This window comes from Bradyrhizobium sp. HKCCYLS20291 (assembly GCF_051167715.1).
Classification (GTDB): Bacteria; Pseudomonadota; Alphaproteobacteria; order Rhizobiales; family Xanthobacteraceae; genus Bradyrhizobium.
Genome location: NZ_JBNPTO010000004.1, coordinates 121,175 through 142,409, shown reverse-complemented (window position 1 = coordinate 142,409; position 21,235 = coordinate 121,175). Strand labels below are relative to the sequence as shown.

General features: G+C 63.2%; 17 protein-coding genes. 11 read left to right on the top strand and 6 right to left on the bottom strand.

Annotated features, from left to right (window positions below; all coding sequences use genetic code 11):
* The first annotated feature begins 311 nt into the window (after positions 1-311).
* The 6 genes from ACQR07_RS11435 to ACQR07_RS11410 all read left to right on the top strand — a co-directional run bounded on the left by ACQR07_RS11435 (position 312) and on the right by ACQR07_RS11410 (position 11,655).
* Complete coding sequence (locus ACQR07_RS11435; RefSeq protein WP_434902405.1) at positions 312-842, top strand: hypothetical protein; 531 nt, start codon at positions 312-314, stop codon at positions 840-842.
* Complete coding sequence (locus ACQR07_RS11430; RefSeq protein WP_434902404.1) at positions 839-4,054, top strand: helicase-related protein; 3,216 nt, start codon at positions 839-841, stop codon at positions 4,052-4,054. The genes ACQR07_RS11435 and ACQR07_RS11430 overlap by 4 nt, the downstream gene beginning before the upstream one ends.
* Position 4,055: 1 nt before the next feature.
* Positions 4,056-7,136: a sacsin N-terminal ATP-binding-like domain-containing protein gene (locus tag ACQR07_RS11425; protein ID WP_434902403.1), complete on the top strand. Its 3,081-nt coding sequence runs from the start codon at positions 4,056-4,058 to the stop codon at positions 7,134-7,136.
* An 8-nt stretch (positions 7,137-7,144) separates the two neighbouring features.
* A complete protein-coding gene (locus ACQR07_RS11420; RefSeq protein WP_434902402.1) occupies positions 7,145-8,323 on the top strand; it encodes a phospholipase effector Tle1 domain-containing protein in 1,179 nt (392 codons plus the stop codon).
* A complete protein-coding gene (locus tag ACQR07_RS11415; protein WP_434902668.1) occupies positions 8,224-8,664 on the top strand; it encodes a phospholipase effector Tle1 domain-containing protein in 441 nt (146 codons plus the stop codon). The genes ACQR07_RS11420 and ACQR07_RS11415 overlap by 100 nt, the downstream gene beginning before the upstream one ends.
* A gap of 249 nt (positions 8,665-8,913) precedes the next feature.
* Positions 8,914-11,655: a hypothetical protein gene (locus ACQR07_RS11410; RefSeq protein WP_434902401.1), complete on the top strand. Its 2,742-nt coding sequence runs from the start codon at positions 8,914-8,916 to the stop codon at positions 11,653-11,655.
* A 582-nt stretch (positions 11,656-12,237) separates the two neighbouring features.
* On the opposite strand, the gene ACQR07_RS11405 is transcribed toward ACQR07_RS11410, so the two are convergent.
* The 4 genes from ACQR07_RS11405 to ACQR07_RS11390 form a co-directional block, all read right to left on the bottom strand.
* Complete coding sequence (locus ACQR07_RS11405; protein ID WP_434902400.1) at positions 12,238-12,414, bottom strand: hypothetical protein; 177 nt, start codon at positions 12,412-12,414, stop codon at positions 12,238-12,240.
* A gap of 302 nt (positions 12,415-12,716) precedes the next feature.
* On the bottom strand, positions 12,717-12,980 hold the full coding sequence (locus ACQR07_RS11400; protein ID WP_434902399.1) for an alcohol dehydrogenase catalytic domain-containing protein: 264 nt from the start codon (positions 12,978-12,980) through the stop codon (positions 12,717-12,719).
* 104 nt (positions 12,981-13,084) lie between these two features.
* On the bottom strand, positions 13,085-13,936 hold the full coding sequence (locus tag ACQR07_RS11395) for an alpha/beta fold hydrolase (protein WP_434902398.1): 852 nt from the start codon (positions 13,934-13,936) through the stop codon (positions 13,085-13,087).
* Between the two features lie 114 nt (positions 13,937-14,050).
* Positions 14,051-14,833, bottom strand: coding sequence for an SDR family NAD(P)-dependent oxidoreductase (locus ACQR07_RS11390; RefSeq protein WP_434902397.1), 783 nt, complete (start codon positions 14,831-14,833; stop codon positions 14,051-14,053).
* A gap of 106 nt (positions 14,834-14,939) precedes the next feature.
* On the opposite strand from ACQR07_RS11390, the gene ACQR07_RS11385 reads away from it, so the two are divergent.
* The gene (locus tag ACQR07_RS11385) at positions 14,940-15,503 is read left to right on the top strand and encodes a TetR/AcrR family transcriptional regulator (RefSeq protein ID WP_434902396.1); all 564 of its coding nucleotides are present in this window, start codon (positions 14,940-14,942) and stop codon (positions 15,501-15,503) included.
* 181 nt (positions 15,504-15,684) lie between these two features.
* Positions 15,685-16,890, top strand: a complete 1,206-nt coding sequence (locus tag ACQR07_RS11380; RefSeq protein ID WP_434902395.1) for a multidrug effflux MFS transporter — start codon at positions 15,685-15,687, stop codon at positions 16,888-16,890.
* Positions 16,891-17,007: 117 nt separating this feature from the next.
* On the opposite strand, the gene ACQR07_RS11375 is transcribed toward ACQR07_RS11380, so the two are convergent.
* Positions 17,008-17,496 carry a prepilin peptidase gene (locus ACQR07_RS11375; RefSeq protein WP_434902394.1) on the bottom strand — a complete coding sequence of 163 codons (489 nt, stop codon included), beginning with the start codon at positions 17,494-17,496 and terminating at the stop codon, positions 17,008-17,010.
* Positions 17,497-17,611: 115 nt separating this feature from the next.
* Positions 17,612-18,493, bottom strand: a complete 882-nt coding sequence (locus ACQR07_RS11370) for a LysR substrate-binding domain-containing protein (protein WP_434902393.1) — start codon at positions 18,491-18,493, stop codon at positions 17,612-17,614.
* A gap of 105 nt (positions 18,494-18,598) precedes the next feature.
* On the opposite strand from ACQR07_RS11370, the gene ACQR07_RS11365 reads away from it, so the two are divergent.
* The 3 genes from ACQR07_RS11365 to ACQR07_RS11355 are packed head-to-tail and all read left to right on the top strand — an operon-like array spanning position 18,599 to position 21,225.
* The gene (locus ACQR07_RS11365) at positions 18,599-19,348 is read left to right on the top strand and encodes an SDR family NAD(P)-dependent oxidoreductase (RefSeq protein ID WP_434902392.1); all 750 of its coding nucleotides are present in this window, start codon (positions 18,599-18,601) and stop codon (positions 19,346-19,348) included.
* A 15-nt stretch (positions 19,349-19,363) separates the two neighbouring features.
* Entirely contained in the window at positions 19,364-20,212 is an 849-nt protein-coding gene (locus ACQR07_RS11360) for a transketolase (RefSeq protein WP_434902391.1), read from the top strand.
* Positions 20,212-21,225: a transketolase family protein gene (locus ACQR07_RS11355; protein ID WP_434902390.1), complete on the top strand. Its 1,014-nt coding sequence runs from the start codon at positions 20,212-20,214 to the stop codon at positions 21,223-21,225. Before ACQR07_RS11360 ends, ACQR07_RS11355 begins: the two co-directional genes overlap by 1 nt.
* Positions 21,226-21,235: the final 10 nt, after the last annotated feature.

Below are 21,235 nucleotides of genomic sequence, written 5' to 3'. Positions count from 1 at the left end.
TCACTGTTCGGTGCCTCGCCGGTCAAGGAGGCAGACAAAACACGATTGCGCGTTTTGTACACCCAGTCCGGCCAAACTGAAATCGATCGGCTCGCCGAACTCGAGGCGGTCACACGCCACGACGCAATAGGTTGAAGGAGCATCCTGCCTGGCGATCTCGACCCCTTTGGGTTTTCGCGCCAAAAGTCAAATACAACAATGCCTTAAATCCCGCGTGTGCTGACATCGGGGCGTCCGACGAAAAAATTCTTTGCAGGTCCTTCCCAAATTCCTCCGCTCTCGCGCAGGCTATCTTGAGGAGTGGCAGTAGATTGGATCAGGAAGCAGCCTATCTCTCGCCGGCAGAGGTCCGTCGTGTCTTGGACCGGCTCAGCCGTGCTGACATCGTTCGGCTGTCCCTGCTCGCGCGCAACTGGCTGCGGGGGCTACCGGGCCGAAGCCCCGACGAGCTGGTCAACGAGGCGATGGACAGGGTCCTTTCGGGCAGGCGGCCGTGGCCGTGCGACCTCGATTGGGGCGCCTTCTTCAACGGCGTGATGCGCAGCATCGCCGACCAATGGCGGAAGGAAGACCGTCGTATGCCGCTTGCGGAAGACGTTGGCGCCGAATTCGACGGACCAGCGCCCGGGCTCGACCTCGAAGTCGCCGACCTGATCGGAAGAATGCGCCACGCGCTCATCGAGGACGCGCCGGCAAGGGAGATGTTCGAATACATGCTCATCGATCGGGATCGCGACGATATCAAATCCGCCATCGGAATGGACGAAACTGCCTTCGACACAGTTCGGAGGCGGTTGTTCCGCCATCTCAGGCTGGCCTTCGTTTCAGGATGGAAAGTATGACCGCAGCCCCTATCGACGAGCGCGCGCTCTCTCTGATCGCGGAGAGCATTTTGGACGCGAGCGACGACGAGATCGTTCGCGTGGCGTTGGAGAACGGCATCGACGTCGATGCCCTGGAGCGGAAGGTCCGTTACATGATCTCCGAGCGGGTGGCGGAGGCCGACGAAAGGGAGCATTCCCACTTTTCAGTGGGAGACACGGTCGCTCTTCGGTCGGATCCCGCGCGTATAGGCGTGATAACTTCGACAACGACCAGCAACCGCGAGATGCGGTACGGCGTGTTCATCGACGGTCGCATCCAGACCTTCTATGCCAGCCAGATCATGCCGGCCGCTCCGGCCCCCGCGAGCATCAGCGCGACGTTGGAGGAATTCAACGCGCGCCTGACCGCGCTCCAGCTTGTCGCCCCGAGCCTCGAGAACCTCTATTCCCTGCAGGCCGGGAGGATCGACTTCATTCCGTATCAGTTTCGGCCGGTGCTGAAGTTTATCCGGTCGGACAGGCCGCGCCTTCTTGTGGCGGACGAGGTCGGTGTCGGAAAAACGATCGAGGCGGGTCTGTTGTTGCGCGAGTTGCAGGCGCGCCGACCGTTGCGTTCCGTTCTGATCGTCTGCTCTAAGGCGCTGGTCACTGAAGAGAAATGGCACCGCGAGATGCGTCGGTTCGATGAGGAATTCGTCACGCTGTCGAGCGCGGACGTGCGCTACTGCCTCGACCAGACCGACCTGGACGGCGAGTGGCCCGATCGCTACGGTCGCGCGATTCTTCCGTTCTCGCTGGTGAACGACAATCTGATCAACGGCTTTGCGGCCAAGAAGGGAGGGGGCTCCAAGGGGCTGGCGACCTTGGACACGCCGCCCAGGTTCGACCTTCTCATCGTCGATGAGGCCCACAACGCCCGCAATACGGAGACCAACCTTCACAACGGTCTGAAGATGTTGGCCGACAACGCCGAGGCGGTCGTGCTCGTCACGGCGACGCCGGTCCAACTCGGTACCGACGATCTGTTTTCCCTGCTCAACCTGCTGCGGCCCGACCTCGTCATCGACAAGCCGACCTTCGCGCGGATGGCCGAACCCAATCCGGCGATCAATGCCGCGGTTGCGGCGATCAGAGGAGGTCGTCCGGATTGGCGCGAAGTCGCGCTTGATAAGTTGGCGGAGGCTGCGGCGACCGACTGGGGGCGGGCGATGCTTTGGCCATCTCCCGAGTATAAGGCGTTGGCCGCCGCGATCCGCGGGGCGACGAGCGAAGAGGCGCGCGTTCGCCTCGTCTACAGGACCGAGCTGCTGCATAGCTTCTCGTCCCTTATCAGCAGAACTAGGCGGCGGGATATCGGGAGCTTTACCACCCGCAAGCCGCAGACCGTAGCGGTGCCTTTCACGCCGGAACAGCAGACCGTGCATGACACCCTGCTCGAGGTCCAGCGCCGCGTCTACATGCGTACTCACGGCGCGGGCCCGCTCGGCTTCCTGATGACCACCATCCGGCGGCAGACCGCCAGCTCGCTCCATGGATTGGTGCCGCTTCTCGAGGCGATCCTGACCCGTAACTTGACCGAAGTTGAGCGGTCCGAAATGGGCGACGACGAGGAGGCGTTGAGCGGCGAGGGTATCGAGGAGCTTCGCTCCCAGGTCCAATCGACGCTGGAGCTCGCGAGGGCTCTGCCCGCAGAGGATCCAAAACTCGAGCGGCTGCTGGGAATCGCGGGCCAGAAGGGGGGCATGGCCAACCGGAGACTGCTGGTGTTCAGTGCCTTCCGTCACACGCTCGACTATCTCTATTCGACCATGAAGGACCGGGGCATTCGCGTCGGCATGATCCACGGCAACGTCGACGACCAGAGGCGTCGCGCGATACGGCGTTCGTTCGCGCTCCCCGCGCAGGACGCCGACGCGATCGACGTTCTTCTTTCTTCGGAGGTCGGTTCGGAAGGGTTGGACTTCCAGTTCTGCGACGCCCTGGTCAATTTCGACATCCCGTGGAATCCGATGCGGATCGAGCAGCGGATCGGCCGCATCGACCGATACGGGCAGAAGAGCGAGACCATTGCGATCTACAATTTCGTGACGCCGGGGACAGTCGATTTCGACATCTACAGCCGATGTCTGACGCGGATTGGAATCTTCGAGCGGTCGATCGGGGGTAGCGAGGCGATTCTTGGCGACATCGCCACCCGGCTGCAGGAGGTGGCGGAGGATTTCTCGCTGACCGATCAGGAGCGGAACGAACGGCTCCAGCAGTTGGCCGACAACGAAATCCGCGTGATTGCGGAGAGCGAGGCGCTCGAGGAGCGCGAGGCCGAACTCTTCGGCGTGCGCATCACCCGCAGTCGGATCGACGATGACATCGCGCAGGCCTCAAGCCGCTGGCTCGAGCCCTCGGCCCTGGAAAGGCTCGTCGGAATTCATCTGGAGCGCGTCCTTGAGGTCGGGCGGAATCCGATCCTCGGCCAGGGCGCCGCAAAGACGCTTCGGTTGTCGGCCGAAGCGCGGCGCCGTCTCATTCCGACCCGCGCGCGGGGTATGCGGGCAACCACCGTCGAGAGGGAATGGGAGGCCTGGCTGCGCGGCGACCAACCAACGCTCGGCATGACGTTCGAACGGGAGGCAGCGAACGCGGACAGGTCGCTGGCCTTCATCACCCCCGTGCATCCGCTCACCCAGGCCGCGGCACGCGCTCTCGCGGGCGAAGAGGAGCTTCGCGTCGCGGTCGCGGTGTCGGCGCCCGGGATGCGGCCTGGCGATCATCCCTTCGCGCTGTATCAGTGGCAGTTTTCGGGGCTGCGGGAGGACGCGATGCTCGTTCCCGTCGTTGCCGACGAGGATCTCGCCCGTATTCTCATGGATCTGTTGTCTACGGCCCGCGATCTGCCGGGCCTGGCCCCGCCTGCCGCTTCTGCGCTCGACGCCCTTGATGGCTGGCACCATGAACTTTGGCAGCGGCGGCGTGCCGAGCACGTGTCCGAGGCAGCCGAAATCGCGCGTTTCAGGAGGGACAGCCTGCAGGCGAGCTTCCGGGCGCGGATGGGCATTCTCGAAGAGCAGCGCGATCGGGTGAGCGAGGAACGGATCCGCAGGATGCGGGTCGCTCAGATCGATCGCGCGGTCGCCGATCAGGGCGATGCACTGGCGAGGCTGGCGCGGGACGAAGCCAGTGCCGACATCTTTGCCCGTCGCGTAGCGGCGGGCATCATTCGCGTGGAGGTCTGACATGACCCAGGATTTCGCGAGCTTCCTCACCGAACTTCGCGGCATGCGGAGGGGATGGGTCGAGTCCAATCGCGTCAATCGCTTCGACCGCGGCATCTGGAACGCGACCGTCGAGAAGTATCCCGATCCGACGCACTTCGTCTTCGAACTACTGCAGAATGCCGAGGACACGGGCGCGACGACGGCGAGCTTTCGGCTAAGCGCGGATGCGATCGTCTTCGAGCACGACGGCAGACCCTTCGATCGGGCGGACATCGAAGGCATCACGGGCATGGGAAATACGACCAAGCTCGAAGACGCCAACAAGATCGGCAGCTTCGGCATCGGATTCAAGTCGGCCTACGTTGTCACCCTGCGCCCTGAGGTGCACTGCCGTATCGAAGGTGCGCCGGTCGCCTTCGCGATCGAGGATCTGGTCGTTCCCGAGCTCATAACTCCGCGCTACGACGATGAGAAGACGAGGATCGTCCTGCCGTTGCCGGCAGCGACCGGCAGCGAGACGATCGCCAAGGTTCTCGCCGCGCTCGACGCCTCCAGAGCGCGAAGTCTGCTCTTCCTGAAGAACGTCGCGCGGCTGGAATGGACTGACGGTTCGAGCACCGCCGTCTGCACGGTCGAAGACCACGCGGAAGTGCGCGCTCTCCGTACGATGAAGGGATCATCGGAAGCCAGGCTCGACCGCTTCGTCCTTCTCAGTCGGGACGTCAGTAACGAGGAGGATGGCCGCATCTACTCGGTCAAGATCGCACTCCTGCTGAACAACGGCGGCGAGATCGTCGCCGAGAGCCCCTCGACGAGGCTCGCCGTCTACTTCGAGACGGAAGAGGCGACCGGCCTGCACTTTCACGTGCACGGTCCGTTCAAGCTCACGGACAATCGCGCCAACATCAAGCGGAATCATCCTTGGAATACCCACCTCGTTTCGGAGATCGCACAGCTGCTGGCGGCCAGCTTGACCGGTTTGCGGGACAAGGGGCTGGTGAAGCGTGGATTTCTCGAGGTCCTGCCCAACGGCAACGACGATCTTGCCGAGCACTGGCGGCCGGTGCTCGATGCCGTCGTCGCGACTTTCAACGCGGAAGCGCTTCTGCCGGCACAGGGGGCGGGTCACGTGTCGGCGCCTCAAGCCGTCCGCGGACCGGCGGATATCCGCGATCTCCTCGGCGACGAAGGGCTCGCAACCCTGGAGGGACAGGACGGACTGCGCTGGATAGCTGGCGGGATGCGTAACGGTCGGATCGACGCCTTCCTGGCGACGCTCCAACTTCGCGACTGGAACTACGCCGAATTCCTGAACGCGTTCCAGTGGATGTTTTCGCCGGCGTGGGAGTCCGGCGCGGTCGAGATCAAGACCCGGGCCAAGACCTGGTTCGACGCGCTTCCCGACGATCGGCTCCAACGGTTCTATCTGCTGCTGGAAACGGCTGCCGGAGCCACCAAGCGCCATACGATGCTCGCGCAGACGCCGTTCGTCCGCCTGGAAGACGGGACGAGAACGACGCCGGCGGGCGCGTTGATCGCACCGGTCGATGCGGAGCTAGACGAGGAGGCGGCCTCGCACGGTCTGTCACTTGTCCGGTCCGCGTTGATCCGAGAGGGAAGGGCGCGCGGGAAGGAAGTCGAGCAATTTCTCCGCCGGCTGGGCGCCAAGGACATAGACGAAGAGCACTATCTCAAGTCGATCCTGCAGGCGAACTACGTGTCGGGAAGGGAGCGACCGACCGCGGAGCGTCATCTCCATCACATGCGTCGCTTCCTGAAGTGGGCGGCGGAAACGAAGAATTACGCCATCTTTGCGGGGGCGGCATTTCTGCGGACGGAAAGCGCCGAAGGCTTCAGCCGGCCGACGTCGGTGTTCTTGGACGCGCCGTTCGTCGACAGCGGCCTTTCGAGGATTTACGGAGGGAAGGTGGCTGGTCGGGACCGGAAGGCGCTTTGGGGCGGATACGCGAAGCTGAAGCGTACCGAACTCATGAGCTTCCTGACGGCGTTAGGCGTCGAACATGGTCTTGCGGTGGTCTCGACGCGCATCGCGGGCAATCACCCGCGCTGGCGGCAGCTGTCGGCGGGCTTCGGCGGTACGCGTACGACGAGCACCAGAACGGACGTCGACTATACGATTCCGCAGATCGGCGGCCTGCTCGCCTTGCGCGACAGGCACGTTTCCGCCTTGATCTGGAAGGCCGTGTCGGCGGTCGGCGAAAAAGGCATGTATGCGCTCTACGCTCCCAATCAGGAATATCAGCCACGCCAGGAGCCCTCCACATTAGCGATCGCGCTCCGCAGGGCCGAGTGGATTCCTGCCAAGGACGGATCCTTGCGCAGTCCGCCAACCATCACCGGAGCGGATCTCGCGAAGGGCTATTCGAGGACGGGCAACGAGCTCTGGCTTGACGCGATCGGCTTCGGCGAAGACGATCGAAAACGCTCGCAGGAGCATCTGGCCCGGCGCGCCGCCGCGCAGACTATAGGCCTTCCGCCGGAGCTCGCCGATCGGCTGGAGCGCCTCAGCCCCGAGGCGCTGGAGACGCTCGGCAACGAAATGCTACGTCGGATCGAAAGCGGCGCCTTTGCTCAGCATCAGTTTCCGGAGCGCGAAGCGCCGAATCGGGAACGACGCTCGGAGCGCCTCGCGGAGCGCGCGCAGGCTGCTACCGCGAAGACTTACGAGACTCGAAGCCGAACGGTGAGGACAAGCGACAAGGATGTGAAGATGCTCGCGCGTCCCTATCTCCGCGATCTTTACACCAACGATTCCGGCGAGATGATCTGCCAAGCCTGTCACGACGTCATGCCGTTCAAGCTTCCGGACGGTTCCCCCTATTTCGAAGCGCCGGAGGTCTTAGGAGCCTTGTCGCAGGAAATTGCAGAGAACCATGTCGCTCTCTGTCCCACCTGCTGCGCCAAGTGGCATCACGCGAACGATACCGCGGAGACCGTTCTTCGTGACGCCATCGAGGTCTCGGACTTGCCGGAGATCGATGTCACGCTCGCCGGTTCGCCAGTTAAGCTGCGCTTCGTCCGGGTGCACTTCGACGACCTCCGTACGATCTTGACGGCACTGAAGCGGGTGCTCGCCTAGGGGCCTATGTGACGACGGTGGCGGGGTCTACCAACCTTCGTGAGCTTGTCGCTTGCAGCTTTTTGTTCCCTTCATTCCTTTCGACGGCGAGGCCGCATGCCCAAGAATATCCTGATCTTTTCCGACGGTACCGGCCAGGCCGGGGGCCTTCGTCCAGACGAGAACCGCTCCACATCTACAAGCTCTACCGAGCCACCCGCTGCGGCCCCGACACCGCGATCGATCCGGGCGAGCAGCTTGCCTTCTACGACGCGGGGCTCGGTTCACGGCCGCCCGGCGGCGCATTGTTCGTCACTCAGGCATTCCGCTGGCTGCACAATGTGGCCAGCCAGGCGACGGGTCTCGGCATCACGACTAACATTATCGACTGCTACGCTGCCATTATTCGTATGTGGGAGCCGGGCGACCGGATCTTCCTGTTCGGTTTCAGCCGCGGTGCCTACACCGTCCGGTGCCTCGCCGCCGTCCTGGGACAGTGCGGGGTGCCGAAAATAATGGCCGACGGCACGCCGCTCAGGCGCGACGTCGGCGCGACGACCCGCATCGCCCGCGAGGCCGTGAAGCACGTTTATCAGCACGTCAGTTCGCCGAAAGACACGAACTACCTGCCACAGCGCGAGGCGCTGGCGAAGCGCTTTCGCCAGCGGTACGGCAGCGATACCGGGGACGGGTCCAACGCACCGCCCTTCTTCATCGGGGTGTTTGACACGGTCGCGTCCCTCGGCAGCTACTCGCTTTCCGCCGTCCTGGTCGGAGTAACCGCCACCGTCATCCCCGCCTTGAGCTTCGTGCAGTCGTTCTTTCTGTTTCCCTTCCTTCCCGCCATGTTGTGGACGGCCGCCGGCGCGGCGGTCGCGGCTGGCATCGGATACGTTGCGACCCACCTGAAGTACGCCGTCGGTCTGCCAGGCTATTCCTTATGGCGAACGCTTCATCTCGCCTCACCCAAGATGCGATTCTACGATCTCCAGTTGAACAACGCAGTCTGGTATGCTCGTCACGCCTTAGCGATCGACGAGAATCGGGCCGACTTCGCGCGCGTCCCGTGGGGCGGATCACACAATAAGGGGCCGCAGCGACCAGACGAATACCCGACTGGCTGCAGCAGGTCTGGTTTGCGGGAAACCACTCCGACATCGGTGGCAGCTACCCGGAAAACGAGGCACGCCTATCCGACATTTCGCTGAGCTGGACGGTGCATGCCGCGAGGAATCTTCCAGATGGCAAAAGCCCGGATGGCTTCGGCATAAAGATCGACGATCGGTACATGACGCTGCATCCAGACCCGCTCGGCCCGCAGCACGACGAGCGCGAGCCAGGTTATCTGCGCGGCCGATTCAGATGGGCTGAAGGCCCGCGCGAGGTCCAGGACCAGGCCATCCTGCATTCGAGCGTCCTCGCGCGCTTCGCCGCGCCCGGCGGCGTCCAACACTTCTACCAGCGCGCGGCATATCGCCCCCCGAAATTGAGCGACCACCGGAAGGTTAAACAGTATTATACGGTGATCCCAGTAAGCGATGGATCGTAGCTCGTCGATATGAGTGGGCGCGTCATGCTCATGACAGATTGCCCGGATGAGGACCGGGTGGATCTCAAGCGGGTCGCCGACATGGCTGATGTGGTTTTGATCCGGGTCATGACTCCGTCAGAGCGTAGGCGGACCTGCCAGTTGGAAAACAGTCGGCATTCTTATCAACGGCGTCCTCGGATAGCGGTTAGGGTGGGACCGAGGATGAACGCGGCAGCCAATAAACAATGCGCATTTTAGGAGGGGGAAATGGCCCCAAGCGGAAAAAATTTCGAGTTTACCGAGCACGGGGTATTTGAAGCGAACATCGCGGCCTTCTTCGCGCACATGGCTCAACAGGACTCCGCGCTTTCCGGAGAACTGCAGTCCCACTTCAAGGCGCTGTCGCAGGGCACATACAACCAGCAAGACATTCTGAACGGCTTGTTCGTCGCTGTCGGAAAGCCATCGCAGCCGGAAACTGTGAACCTTGTTTCAAGCGCCGCTGGCGGCCAGGGCGCAGTACCGGCCGCTGCCTTGCCGTCCGCAACGGGCTGGTTGCTTGAAGGACTGTCAATCGAGGGCTTTCGCGGCATTAACAATCAAGGCAAGCCGCTCGAGCTGAAGTTTTATACTGACAAGGTCAATAGCATCTCGGCGGTAAACGGGGTAGGCAAGAGCTCTGTTTACGATGCGGTCCGATATGCGATCTGCGGTGCTGTAGCGTGGCTTGAAGATTTGCCGGCAAGCGAACGCGGCCCTGATTATTATCTGAACAAATTCAACACATCCGGTGTGGCGACGATCACGCTCAAGTTAATCGCGGAGCCGTGCGGCCAGCAAATAGCCATCACGGTAACGCGGGACGCGCAAGGAAGTCGCACGGTGTCGTCGGCGCCGGCGGCAGATGCCGAAGGAATTCTGCGATCGCTCCATCGCGAATTTGTTCTTCTGGACGGACACACCTTTCAAAGCTTCATTTCAGCAAAGCCCCTGGATCGGGGCCGGACGTTCTCGGGTCTGCTTGGTCTCGCCCAATACAGCACAATGCGGCAGTCGCTTGCGGCTGTCGCGAACACGCGGGCCTTTAACAACCATTTCGCGGTCGCGGAGCATGCGCAGCTTCGCGGCCGGGAGGAGAAGGGAGCCGCAGATGCGCGAGCCGCCATTGCGGCCGACTATGCGGTGCTGGTAGGGCAGCCCTTGGCAGCGCTAAATGGGGTGGCTGCGCTGGCGAAGTGTCACCATGCTCTGGAACAGATCGGGCCTCTGAAGCCGCTCTGCGCGGACAAAGCCTTTCACGATATTGACGTTAACGCCTGCATAGAGGCGGTGAAGGCGGCCGAGGGGGGGCCCAAGCGGGATCGCCTGAGCGAGTGCATTCGCGAACGGGCGGATTTGAAGAAGCTCAACGTCGAAGCTCCGAAACCTGAGCGTGCGGCAGCGCTTTTGGTCCTTACGGGAGCACGCGATCAGGTGCTCGCGGAAACCGCAGGCGACGTCATGTTGACCCTGTTCCAAGCCGGGCAGAAAGCGCTTGGCTTGCCGGATTGGAGTGATCCGACGCTGTGCCCGCTTTGCGATCAGAAGGGCTCACACGATCTGAAGGCGCATATCGCTTCCAAGCTCTCGCAGTTCGATGCATTGGAGCAGGCAGGAACGGCGATTGCAAAAGAATGGGGGGAAGCCGGCTGGTCTGATCTTGGCGATCTTGAATCTAAGTTGGCGGAGGGCGCCGATAATCGGCTGATTGCGAAGCTGAAAGCGCGCGCGGAAAAAGGCGATATCACCGCTAAGGACGCGGAGAGCCTCACTGAGTGGCTGAAAACGTTGCGCTCACGCGCCGACCAGAGGGAGCAGAGCCTGGCTGCGGAACAAGCCGCTCTCGAGAAGGAGCTGCCGCCGTCCTCCGTCGAGGTCACGCGCAAAGTCGAGGCGGCACGTCGCCTCCAAGCCAATTGGAACAAGCTCGCCGAGACCGAAAAGGCCGCGCGGTTGGAAGAAGGGCGGGAGGCCTTAGTCACGCAGGTGAAGCGATTCCTCGATGCCGCTTCCGATTGCTTTGGCGCCGCAGAAGGCGCTCTAAGCAAGGCGCGGTTGGCCGCCGTCGAGCCGGTTTTCAGGGCGTACTTCGACAAGCTTTCGTTCTTCGGCGTCGTTCCAAAGGTGGCGAAACGCGCCAACAGCGAAGACCTTCAAATCGCGCTCGCAGACTTCCACGGGCTGCAGAATCTTTCGCCGCAGGCGCTGCTTTCGGAGAGCTTCCGTAACGCATTTGCGATTTCTCTCTATCTCGCGGCCGCCTCTCTTTATGGCGGGCTTCCGAAGTTCATCGTGCTTGACGACGTGACATCCAGCTTTGATGCGGGTCATCAGAATTTCCTCGTGGAGCTGCTCAGAACGTCTTTCGCACGTCCGGCGAACCCATCCGGCCTGCAGGTCATCCTGCTAAGCCACGACACCATGCTCGAGAAGCTGTTCAACAAGCACAGCAATACAGGGATCTGGTGGCATCAGCGGCTCGAAGGCGTTCCGCAAATCGCGGTTCTGCCGCAGGCCGGCGCCGTCAACAAGGTGCGCGATCAGACGATCTCGATGCTGCAGGCAGGGCAGGTGGATTTTGCCAAAGAGGGCGTGCGGCAATACCTGGAATACCGCCTCAGCGATCTCATTAGCCGCCTGCGCATCCCGGTGCCTGTCGATGTCGCGTTCAACGACAACAAACAGCTTGCGCATGAATTTCTGCAGGCGATTGAGGCAGCCGTCAAACTGCATCAAGCCGCCAATTCTCTCGTGCTCGATGCTACCCAGATCGCCGGTCTAAATGCCAACATGGCAACCATCGTGGGTAATTTCCTAAGTCACTGGGGTACGGGCCAAACGCTGAGCTTCTCAGGTCCCTCGCTTCTGGGCGTGATGCAGTCGATCGATCAATACTGCGAGTGCTTCAGATACGAGCCTAGTCCTGGTGCGCCGCGGCAGTTCTACAAATCATTGCACCAGCGAAACTAAACCAGCTGACCTTGGTGAATAAAGACGTTGTAATCGAAAGTAAAATCCTTCGAAATTGCTCTTCTAGGCCGAGCGAGGTAATCACGGGGTAGTCGACGTGAATTGAAGAGCTGGCGGAGCGCGGCGAGTTTCGGGGGGGGGCTGACGCTGCGTTTTGGCGGCCCATTCAACTCAAGGGCGACGGCGGCTACGTGCCTTGATATCGGCCGTTGAGATCATCTTTGGCAAGGCCCGAAATCTGTCATTCGTTTATGCGGCTAGTACTGCTGCCCAAAGCGGGCATTGGCGTGGAAAGTGACGAGGCATGGGTTCGACGAAAGACCTCCAGATTGAGATCGTGAGGCTGACGCAGGACGGCATGAGCTGATCAGCCGAATTCTGAATGAAGATCAGGTCGGTGCGGCCCACGTCATGCGACCGGACGAGGCGCCCGATGATGAGGAAAGCTGGGACGAGCTTCGGCTTGTGCCAGACTTGGCCTTTACGCCGGCAGGTTAGAGCGCGGCCGAGCTCCTTCGCAAGAGCCTTGCGATCGCCTCCGCTGAGCGGCGTCGGGTGACGCTTGGGCGCCATCCGGCCTGCTCAGCCGAACGACGGCCAGCAGCCATCCTCTTCGTAGCGGCCGGTCCGGTGCGAGCAGGTGTCGTCGAGCAGGCGCTGGCCGACGTCCCGCCAGACCGCCTCCGGACCGTAGACTCGGGTGGTATCGGCATTCTGGATCTCGATGGTTCGGCTGCAGCGCCGGCAACTGACCCGCAACGCGTGATCGTGCATTTGCCTGAGACGTAGCAGGCTTTTGGATGCCCCTGGGGCCGATTGGCTGTCGTCGGCGCCCACGGCCTCCAGGAGTGCTTGCCAGTAGTCCTCGGGCAGAGAGTGTCGGCCGGAGCCAGTCCGTGCGCGGGCCGGGACTTCCTGCCGACGTGGCGGGCGATCTGGTCCATCTGTTTCCGGGGCGGCATGCGCCAAGAGGCGGTGCGATCGGTCATGTCCACGATGAGAAAATATGAAGAACTTAGAGTCTAGTTCTTCCAAGCGTGCATCCAATGAAAGGACGACGCCTAGACGGCATCGCCAACCTTGAAGCGTGTCACGCTGCGACCGATTTCTGCGACGACGCCGGCGACGTCGCTCCCGATCGTGGCCGGGAGATCGAACTTGAGCACCGGCTTGAAGGTGCCCTTGCGAATGATGTTGTCGACGGGGTTCAGCCCCACGGCGTGCACCTGAACGAGAATTTCGTCCGGTCCGATCGCAGGACGCGGAACGTCGGCGTATTCGGGCTGAGTGGATTTTCCATAGCGCTTGAAGATGAGGGCTTTCATCGTTTTCCGCCTTAGGGAGGGGCTAGCTGAAGCAGAGCAATGCATGGCCAACTCTTGTTGGAACGCTCCGATGCCTTGCGTTGCAGGTGAAAGGAGACCGCGGATCAGGCGGCAAGGAAGGCCTTCGCCTCTGCCAGGAAGGCCTCGTGATACTGGAAGATGCCGCCATGTCCGGCGTCGGGGTACAGAACGAGCTTTGCGTTCGGAAAGCGCTGCGCCATGTCAGTCGAATTCCTGCTCGGTACCATGATGTCGTGATCACCATTGGCGATGAGAACGGGCTGGCGGATCTGCTCGAGCGGCTGCGAAGCTTGGAGTCCCCAGGCCTTGATCGCCTGCAACTGACGCAGCATCGGGCCAAGCCCGACGGCCTTGTCGCGGTCGCGCTTCCGCTCCTCCAGACGCGCGATGAAGGCGTGGGCGGCACGGCGTCCGTTGGCGCTGGAGGTGAAGAACAGAAAAATCTTGGGATCGCGAAAGGTGGCGAGTCCCTTGAAGATCAGCGGCCACGACACTGGACCGACTTGCGCAATGCCCGAACCACCTGCTGGTCCCGTCCCGGCAAGGATCACTCGTCGGGCGAGGTCAGGCGCGTCGAACAGGATTTGTTGGCTGACGAATCCGCCCAGCGAGAAGCCCAGCAAGTCGATGGGGCCAAGCCCGAGAGCGCGAATGACCGCGATCATGTCGCTGGACATTTGCGCCACGGTGAGCGGCGCCTGGCCGCCCGACGTCCCGATACCGCGATAATCGAGCGCATAGACCGGACGATCCGCCGCCAGTCCCTCGACGATGCGTGGGTCGAAATTGTCGAGGTTCGCACCCCAATGATTGAGCAGCACCAGGGGAACGCCTGCATCGGTTCCGAGCCGGCGATAGGCGAACTGCGTTCCGGCGGCCTGAACATGCCGCGTCGGCGCGGAATTCCAGTCGGCAGCGCGAGTCTGGTCGGCCATGGTCGGATCCTTGGATGTGAGGCCGACGCCGCTATGCGGCGGCGGCCATGACGTCACCCTTCGTGCGCCTGTTAGCGCATTCGGTCGGAGATTCGGTTTTGGAGGAAAATCGGGCTAGCGGCGGTAGCGCTCCGCGGCGTGCTCCTGGCGCGTGTTTGGCAGCATGACCTGGCGCGCCGCCTCATAGGCGTTCCACTGGTCCACATCGGGCAGCGGAGGAATCGTGACCGCCTCGCGGCGGTCGAAGCCGACCAGCGCCGCGTCGACGAGCTCATCGACTTCCATCATCCCGGTCATGGCATTGACGTCAGCCCCGGCGCGCCCCCAGATCTCGGTGCGCGTGGCAGCGGGAAGCACGGCCTGGACGTAGACGCCCTTCGGTCCGAGCTCGAGGCTCAGTCCCTGCGACAGAAACAGCACGAACGCCTTGGTCGCGCCGTAGACGGTCATCCCGAATTCAGGTGCCAGGCCGACCACCGAGCCGATATTGACGATCGTCCCTGCGCCGGCCTTCACGAAGCGAGGCGCGACGGCGCTGGCGAGGCGGAGCAGGGCCGTGGTGTTGAGGGCGACGAGCCGTTCGACGGCATCCGTCGATTGCTCGATGAAGCTGCCGCCAAGCGCTGTTCCGGCGTTGTTGATGAGAACGCCGATGCGTGCATCGTCGCGCAGCCGGGCCTCCACCAGGGCAAGCTCCGCAGTTTGTGTCAGATCAGCCTGAATGATGTCGATCGTGACGCCGGTGTGCTGCCGCAGGCGCGTGGCAAGCGCCTCCATGCGTTGCCGGTCCCGTGCGACCAGCACGAGATCATGGCCGCGACGTGCGAAGCGATCGGCATAGGTGGCGCCGATGCCGGTGGAAGCTCCGGTGATCAGGACGGAAGGAATGGCAGCCATGGATTGCTCTCTGGTCGGTTGATATCTATATTCATGACGATCATCATGATTGTCTAAATATGATGACCGTCATGATTGTGTCAATGGGGCGCTGGAGAATTTTCGAATGAAGGTCAGCCGGGAGCAGATGGCGGAGAACCGCCGCCGGATTCTCGATGTCGCGAGCAGGCTGTTTCGCGAGAAAGGGTTCGATGCCGTAAGCGTGGCTGAAGTGATGAAGGCCGCCGGCCTGACGCATGGCGGCTTCTATGGTCATTTCAGCTCGAAGGACGACCTCGTCGCGCAGACCCTGGCCCAAGTGCTGGCTGCCGACGCGGGCGGAAATGGCAACTTTAGCCGGTATTTGGATGCCTATCTCTCGCCTCGTCATCGTGACGACCCGGCCGGCGGGTGCCCGACGGCGGGGCTTGCCGCCGCCATCCGCCACCAGACCCCGGCGGCGCGCTCGGCCATGACGGAAGGTCTGCGGTCGCAGATCAGCCGTATCGAAAAGGTTCTTCCCGAGTCGGATCCGGCAGACAGACGGAGGGCCGCCATCGGAAGCTGGGCAGCGATGGTGGGAGCCGTCATCCTCGCCCGCGCGATCGATGATTCCGCACTTTCGGACGAGATCCTGGAGCAGACGCGAGCGTGGCTTGATGCCGGGATCAAGCAAAGGCCCGTCTCTTGATCGCGATGCCTCTCGCCCGTGTTGTTGTTCGAGCGTTGCGGCGGAACTTCGCTTCGCCAGGGACAAGCTTGACATCGATGCTGACGGGAGCTCGATCAATCCCGATCGGAGCATGCTCGCGGTTGCGTTTGCAAAGATGCAGGTGATATGATGATTATCATCTAAAAAACGGAAGCGGCTCGTGACTATCAATGTTGGACATCGTCCGATCGCACAGGCCTTGCCGCTCGGCCTTCAAGTCGCCGTTCTTGCTGCGCTGTCCGCAAGTGGCACGCTGGCAACCAACATTCTGCTGCCTTCGCTGCCGAGTATCGCCGTTGCGGTGGGTGTCTCCAGTGCACAGGTCACGGCAGCGATCACCATATTCCTCGCAATGTTCGCGTTCGGGCAGCTCGTCGTCGGTCCGATGTCGGATCGTTTCGGCCGGCGTCTGCCGGTCATGATCGGGTTTGCCGTGTTCTTCGCAGGCAGCATCTGGTGCGCGTTGGCGGACGATATGACGGCGCTGTTGATCGGTCGTGTCGTGCAGGCGGGCGGGGCATGCGCCACATCGGTCCTTTCGCGAGCCATCGCAAGAGATCTCTTCGAGGGTGAAAAGCTCGCCCGCGTCCTCACCTTTGTCATGATTGCGATGGCTGCGGCGCCTGGATTCTCGCCGCTGGTCGGTGGCGCACTGGACCATTTTTTCGGCTGGCGTTCAGCCTTCGTCTTCGTCGCAATCTTCGCCGCGGTCGCGGCCACTGCATTTCTGGCCGCTTTCGGGGAGACGCACCATGCGCCGCGTGCCAGGTTCGATGCATCGACGATCGCGAGGACCTACTGGTCGCTTTCGACCGATCGTCGCTTCGTCGTTCCTGCCGCGGCCGTCAGCCTCATCCTCGGTGCGCTGTTTGCAATGTTTTCGGCATTGCCGCGTGTCTTGATCGAGGGCCTCGGCTTCACACCCATGCAACTCGGCTTGTTCTTTGCGGGCACGGTCATCATCGTCTTCAGCGCAGGCATTATCGCGACGAGAATCGTTCCGCATCTCGGTCTCGACCGTTCGATCGTCCTTGGCCTTACGCTCGCCTGTGTCGGCGCCGCCATGGTGTTGCTGCTGGCGCTGTTCGACGGGCGTTTCCTGCCATTTCTTGCGGGCGTATGCATGTTCCTCCTGGGAATGGGCATGGTGAACCCGCTCTGCAGCGCGAAGACGCTGTCGCCGTTCGGCGATCGCGCCGGTGCAGCCTCGGCGCTGTTGGGTTTCTGGCAGATGCTGGCCGCGGCGCTGGGGGTCGCGCTCGCGGCAGTGATCGCAAAGAACCCGATGATCGGGCTCGGCCTCGTGCTCGTGCTCGCCTCGATCCTCGCTGCGGCCGTTTTTCAAGGTCGCGCAAGGGGCGTTTGAGCCCCCAACATGGTTTCGCGCCGTACCGAGCAAGGCTCTGCTGCTGGGATCCGCGCGGCATGATCGCGCAGGCCATCGTCTTAGCGTCGTTACCAATGTCTGGAGTTCATGGCGCGCTCAGATCATCATTGCGAGCTCGCCGGTCCACTGCAGCAGCAGCACGGCCAAGAGTCCGATGACGAGGAAGGGGCCGAACGGCAGGGCGGTCTGCCCAGTCAGCGTCCGCCCGGTGATGTAGAGACCGAGAACCGCCGTCAGTGCCGACAATGTCGCGATCAGCAGCAGGATCGGCAGGCCGGACAGGCCGGCCCAGAGCGTGGCCGCCATCAGAAACTTGACGTCGCCCAGGCCGAGGCCCTGCTGTCCACGGACCATGACGTAGAGCCGGCGCAGCAGCAGCAGAGCGGCGCCAACCGCAACGGCCGCGGCGCCATCCCAAAGCGCCGCCGGTAGATCGGCGGATGCCGCCTCCTGGACGAAGCCGCTCGCAGCAACCAGGGCATTCATCCAGTCGGGCAGGAGGCCATGGCGCATGTCCGTCCAGATCAGGCCGGCGCAGGTCGAAAGCAGCACGAGGATGCAGATGATATCGATGGTGTTCGTCACGCGGTCCGGAGAGTCCAGCTATCAATGAACACAGCATAGACGTGCGGAGGGGCCGAGCGATAGTCCGGCTCGCCGGCTGTCGGCGCGCGTCCTGAGCAAGCCTGCGGTTGGCCGATCAGGGGCTGACGCCGAGCGCCGATTTGATCCAGTCGGCAAAGGCGCGCACGGCCGCGCGCTGCTGCGGCGCGCGCGGAAACACCAGGCGATGTCCGACATAACGAATGTCCGTTGCGCGTCCCGCCAGCGGCGCGACGAGCCGCCCGGATGCCAGCTCGCGCTCGGCCAGCAGGGTCGATTCCAGTGCGACACCGAGGCCCTCGGCCGCCGTCGCCAACGCCAGGAAGCTGCGGTCGAAGCGCATGCCATGCAGCGCCGGTGCTTCGAGGCCGTTGGCGGCGAACCATTGCTGCCACTGCACTTGCTTCATGTCGGACCGGATCAGCGTGCGCTCGAGCAGATCGGCGGGACGCCGGATCGCAGCGGCGAGCGCCGGCGAGCATAGCGGCGTCACCGTCTCCTCCGCGAGCGGAACGATCTCGACGCCCTCGGCGTGCGGCCGGCCGTAGACGATGTCGATGTCGAAATCGTCGTTCTTGAAACGGGCATAGTCCGTGTTGGCCGCGAGACGTACCTCGAGCTTCGGATGCGCGGCGAGAAACTGCGCCAGCCGCGGCGTCAGCCATTGCGCGGCAAAGCTCGGCGCGGCGTGAACCCGCACCAGCTGGGGGCCGCGCGCGGCCACCTCTTCGAGGCCGCGGCGCAACTGGTCGAACGCCGCGCCGGCGTGGCGCATCAGGTTTTCGCCGGCCGGCGTGAGCCGCACCGAGCGCGCCGTCCGCTCGAACAGCACGGTGCGCAGCGTGGTCTCCAGCTTGCGGATCGCGTGGCTCACCGCGCTCGGCGTCAGGTGAAGCTCATTCGCTGCATCGCGAAAAGAGCCGGTCCGCGCGGCGGCCTCAAACGCCTTGATTGATGAAATCGGCACATTGGAGAGCATGTCATGAGTGAACCAGATTCATCTATCCATGACAACTGTGCGTTTGTCGTACGGGGCCTCCGCGTTCATCCTGGCTTTACCAAAACAAGAACTTGGGAGGACAGCATGCTGCTCAGCGGCAAGACGGCGATCATCTCTGGCGCAGCCTCCAAGCGGGGCATCGGGCTCGCGACCGCGCGGCGCTTCGCTGCCGAAGGTGCGCGCGTTGCCATTCTCGACATCGATGCCGCTGCAGCGGCGGACGCGGCCGCGACGCTCGGCGATCAGCATCTCGGGATCGGCTGCAACGTCGCCGACAAGACCTCCTGCAACGACGCTGTCGCGCAAGTCATCGCCAAGTTCGGGGTCATCGACATCCTCATCAACAATGCCGGCATCACCCAGCCGGTGAAACTCCTCGACATCACCCCGGCCGACTGGGACCGCATCCAGGACGTCAACCTCAAGGGCGTGCTGTTCCTGTCGCAGGCGGTCATCCCGCACATGCGCGCGCGCAAGCAGGGCTCGATCGCCTGCATGTCGTCGGTCTCGGCGCAGCGCGGCGGCGGCATCTTCGGCGGCCCGCATTACTCTTCGGCCAAGGCCGGCGTGCTCGGCCTCGCCAAGGCGATGGCGCGCGAGTTCGGCATCGACGGCATCCGCGTCAATTGCGTCACCCCGGGCCTGATCGGCACCGACATCACGGCGGGCAAGCTGACCGACGAGATGAAGGCCAAGATCCTCGAGGGTATTCCGCTCAACCGCCTCGGCACTGCCGAGGACGTCGCCGGCATCTACACGTTCCTGGCGTCGGATCTCTCCGCCTACGTCACGGGCGCGGTCATCGACGTCAATGGCGGCATGCTGATCCACTAAGCAAGGTCACACCATATGGACACCGCAACCGATCGGCTCGCCAACGCGCCGACGCTGGCGCAGCGCGCCTACAACATCCGCCGCAATGCGCTACGCATGGGCGAGGTGCAGGGACAAGGCTACATCGCGCAGGCGCTGGACATCTCCGACGTGCTGGCGGTGGCCTACTTCCACGCCATGCGCTACCGGCCCGAGGATCCCAGCTGGGAGGAGCGCGACCGCTTCCTGCTGTCGAACGGCCACTACGCGATCGCACTCTATGCTGCGCTGATCGAGGCCGGGATCGTTCCCGAGGCCGAGCTCGAAACCTATGGCAGCGACGACAGCCGGCTGCCGATGTCGGGCATGGCGTCCTACACGCCGGGCATGGAGATGTCGGGCGGCTCGCTCGGCCTCGGCCTCAGCATCGCCGTCGGCATGGGGCTCGGACTGAAGCGCAAGAAGTCGAGTTCGCGCGTCTACACGCTGTTCTCCGATGGTGAGCTCGACGAAGGTTCGGTGTGGGAGGCGATCTCGTCCGCCAGCCACTACAAGCTCGATAACCTGATCGGCATCGTCGACGTCAACAATCAGCAGGCCGACGGCCCCTCGACCCAGGTGATGGGCTTCGAGCCGCTGGTGGACCGGCTGCAGGCGTTCGGCTGGTTCGTGCAGCGCGTCGACGGCAACGACCTCAAGGCCGTGGTCGCCGCCTTCGATGCCGCCAAGAGCCACCCCGCGCCGAAGCCGCGCATGATCGTGGCCGACACGCTGATGGGCAAGGGCGTGCCGTTCCTCGAACAGCGCGAGAAGAACCACTTCATTCGCGTCGAGCCGCATGAATGGCAGCTCGCGATTGCCGCGCTCGACGCCGGGAGGCCGTGATGACATCGAAGAGACCCGCTCCGGACCTGAGCAAGCCGCGACTGACGACCTCGGCGATGATCGCCTCGATCGCCTCCGAGGGCCAGCGCACCAAGCCGGCGCCGTTCGGCCATGCGCTGGTCGAGCTGGCGCGCAGCCACCCCGAGATCGTCGGCATGACCGCCGACCTCGGCAAGTACACCGATCTGCACATCTTCGCGAAGGAGTTTCCCGACCGCTATTACCAGATGGGCATGGCCGAGCAGATCCTGTTCGGCGCCGCGTCCGGCATGGCGGCCGAAGGCTTCATGCCGTTCACCACAACCTACGCCGTGTTCGCCTCGCGCCGCGCCTACGACTTCATCCACCAGACCATCGCCGAAGAAGATCGCAACGTGAAGATCGCCTGCGCGCTGCCTGGCCTGACGTCCGGCTACGGCCCGAGCCATCAGGCGGCCGAGGATCTCGCGCTGATGCGCGCGATGCCGAACATGACGGTGATCGACCCCTGCGACGCGCATGAGATCGAGCAGGTGGTGCCGGCGATGGCCGCCCATAAGGGCCCGGTCTACATGCGGCTGCTGCGCGGCCAGGTGCCGCTGGTGCTCGACGAGTACGACTACAAGTTCGAGCTTGGCAAGGCCAAGCTGCTGCGCGATGGCCGCGACGTGCTGATGATCTCCTCCGGCCTGATGACGATGCGCGCGCTGGAAGCGGCCAAGGCCCTGTCCGACGATCACGTCGACGTCGGGGTGCTGCACGTGCCGACGATCAAGCCGCTCGATGCCGAGACCATCGTGCGCGAGGCCGGCCGCTCCGGCCGTCTCGTCGTCGTCGCCGAGAACCACACCGTGATCGGCGGTCTCGGCGAGGCCGTGGCGGGGCTGCTGATGCGCTCCGGCGTGCACGTGCCGTTCCGGCAGATCGGTCTGCCCGATCAGTTTCTCGACGCCGGCGCGCTGCCGACGTTGCACGACCGCTACGGCATTTCGCTGTCGGAGGTCGTCAAGCAGGTCAAGGGCTGGCTGAAGTAGCCAGTCATCG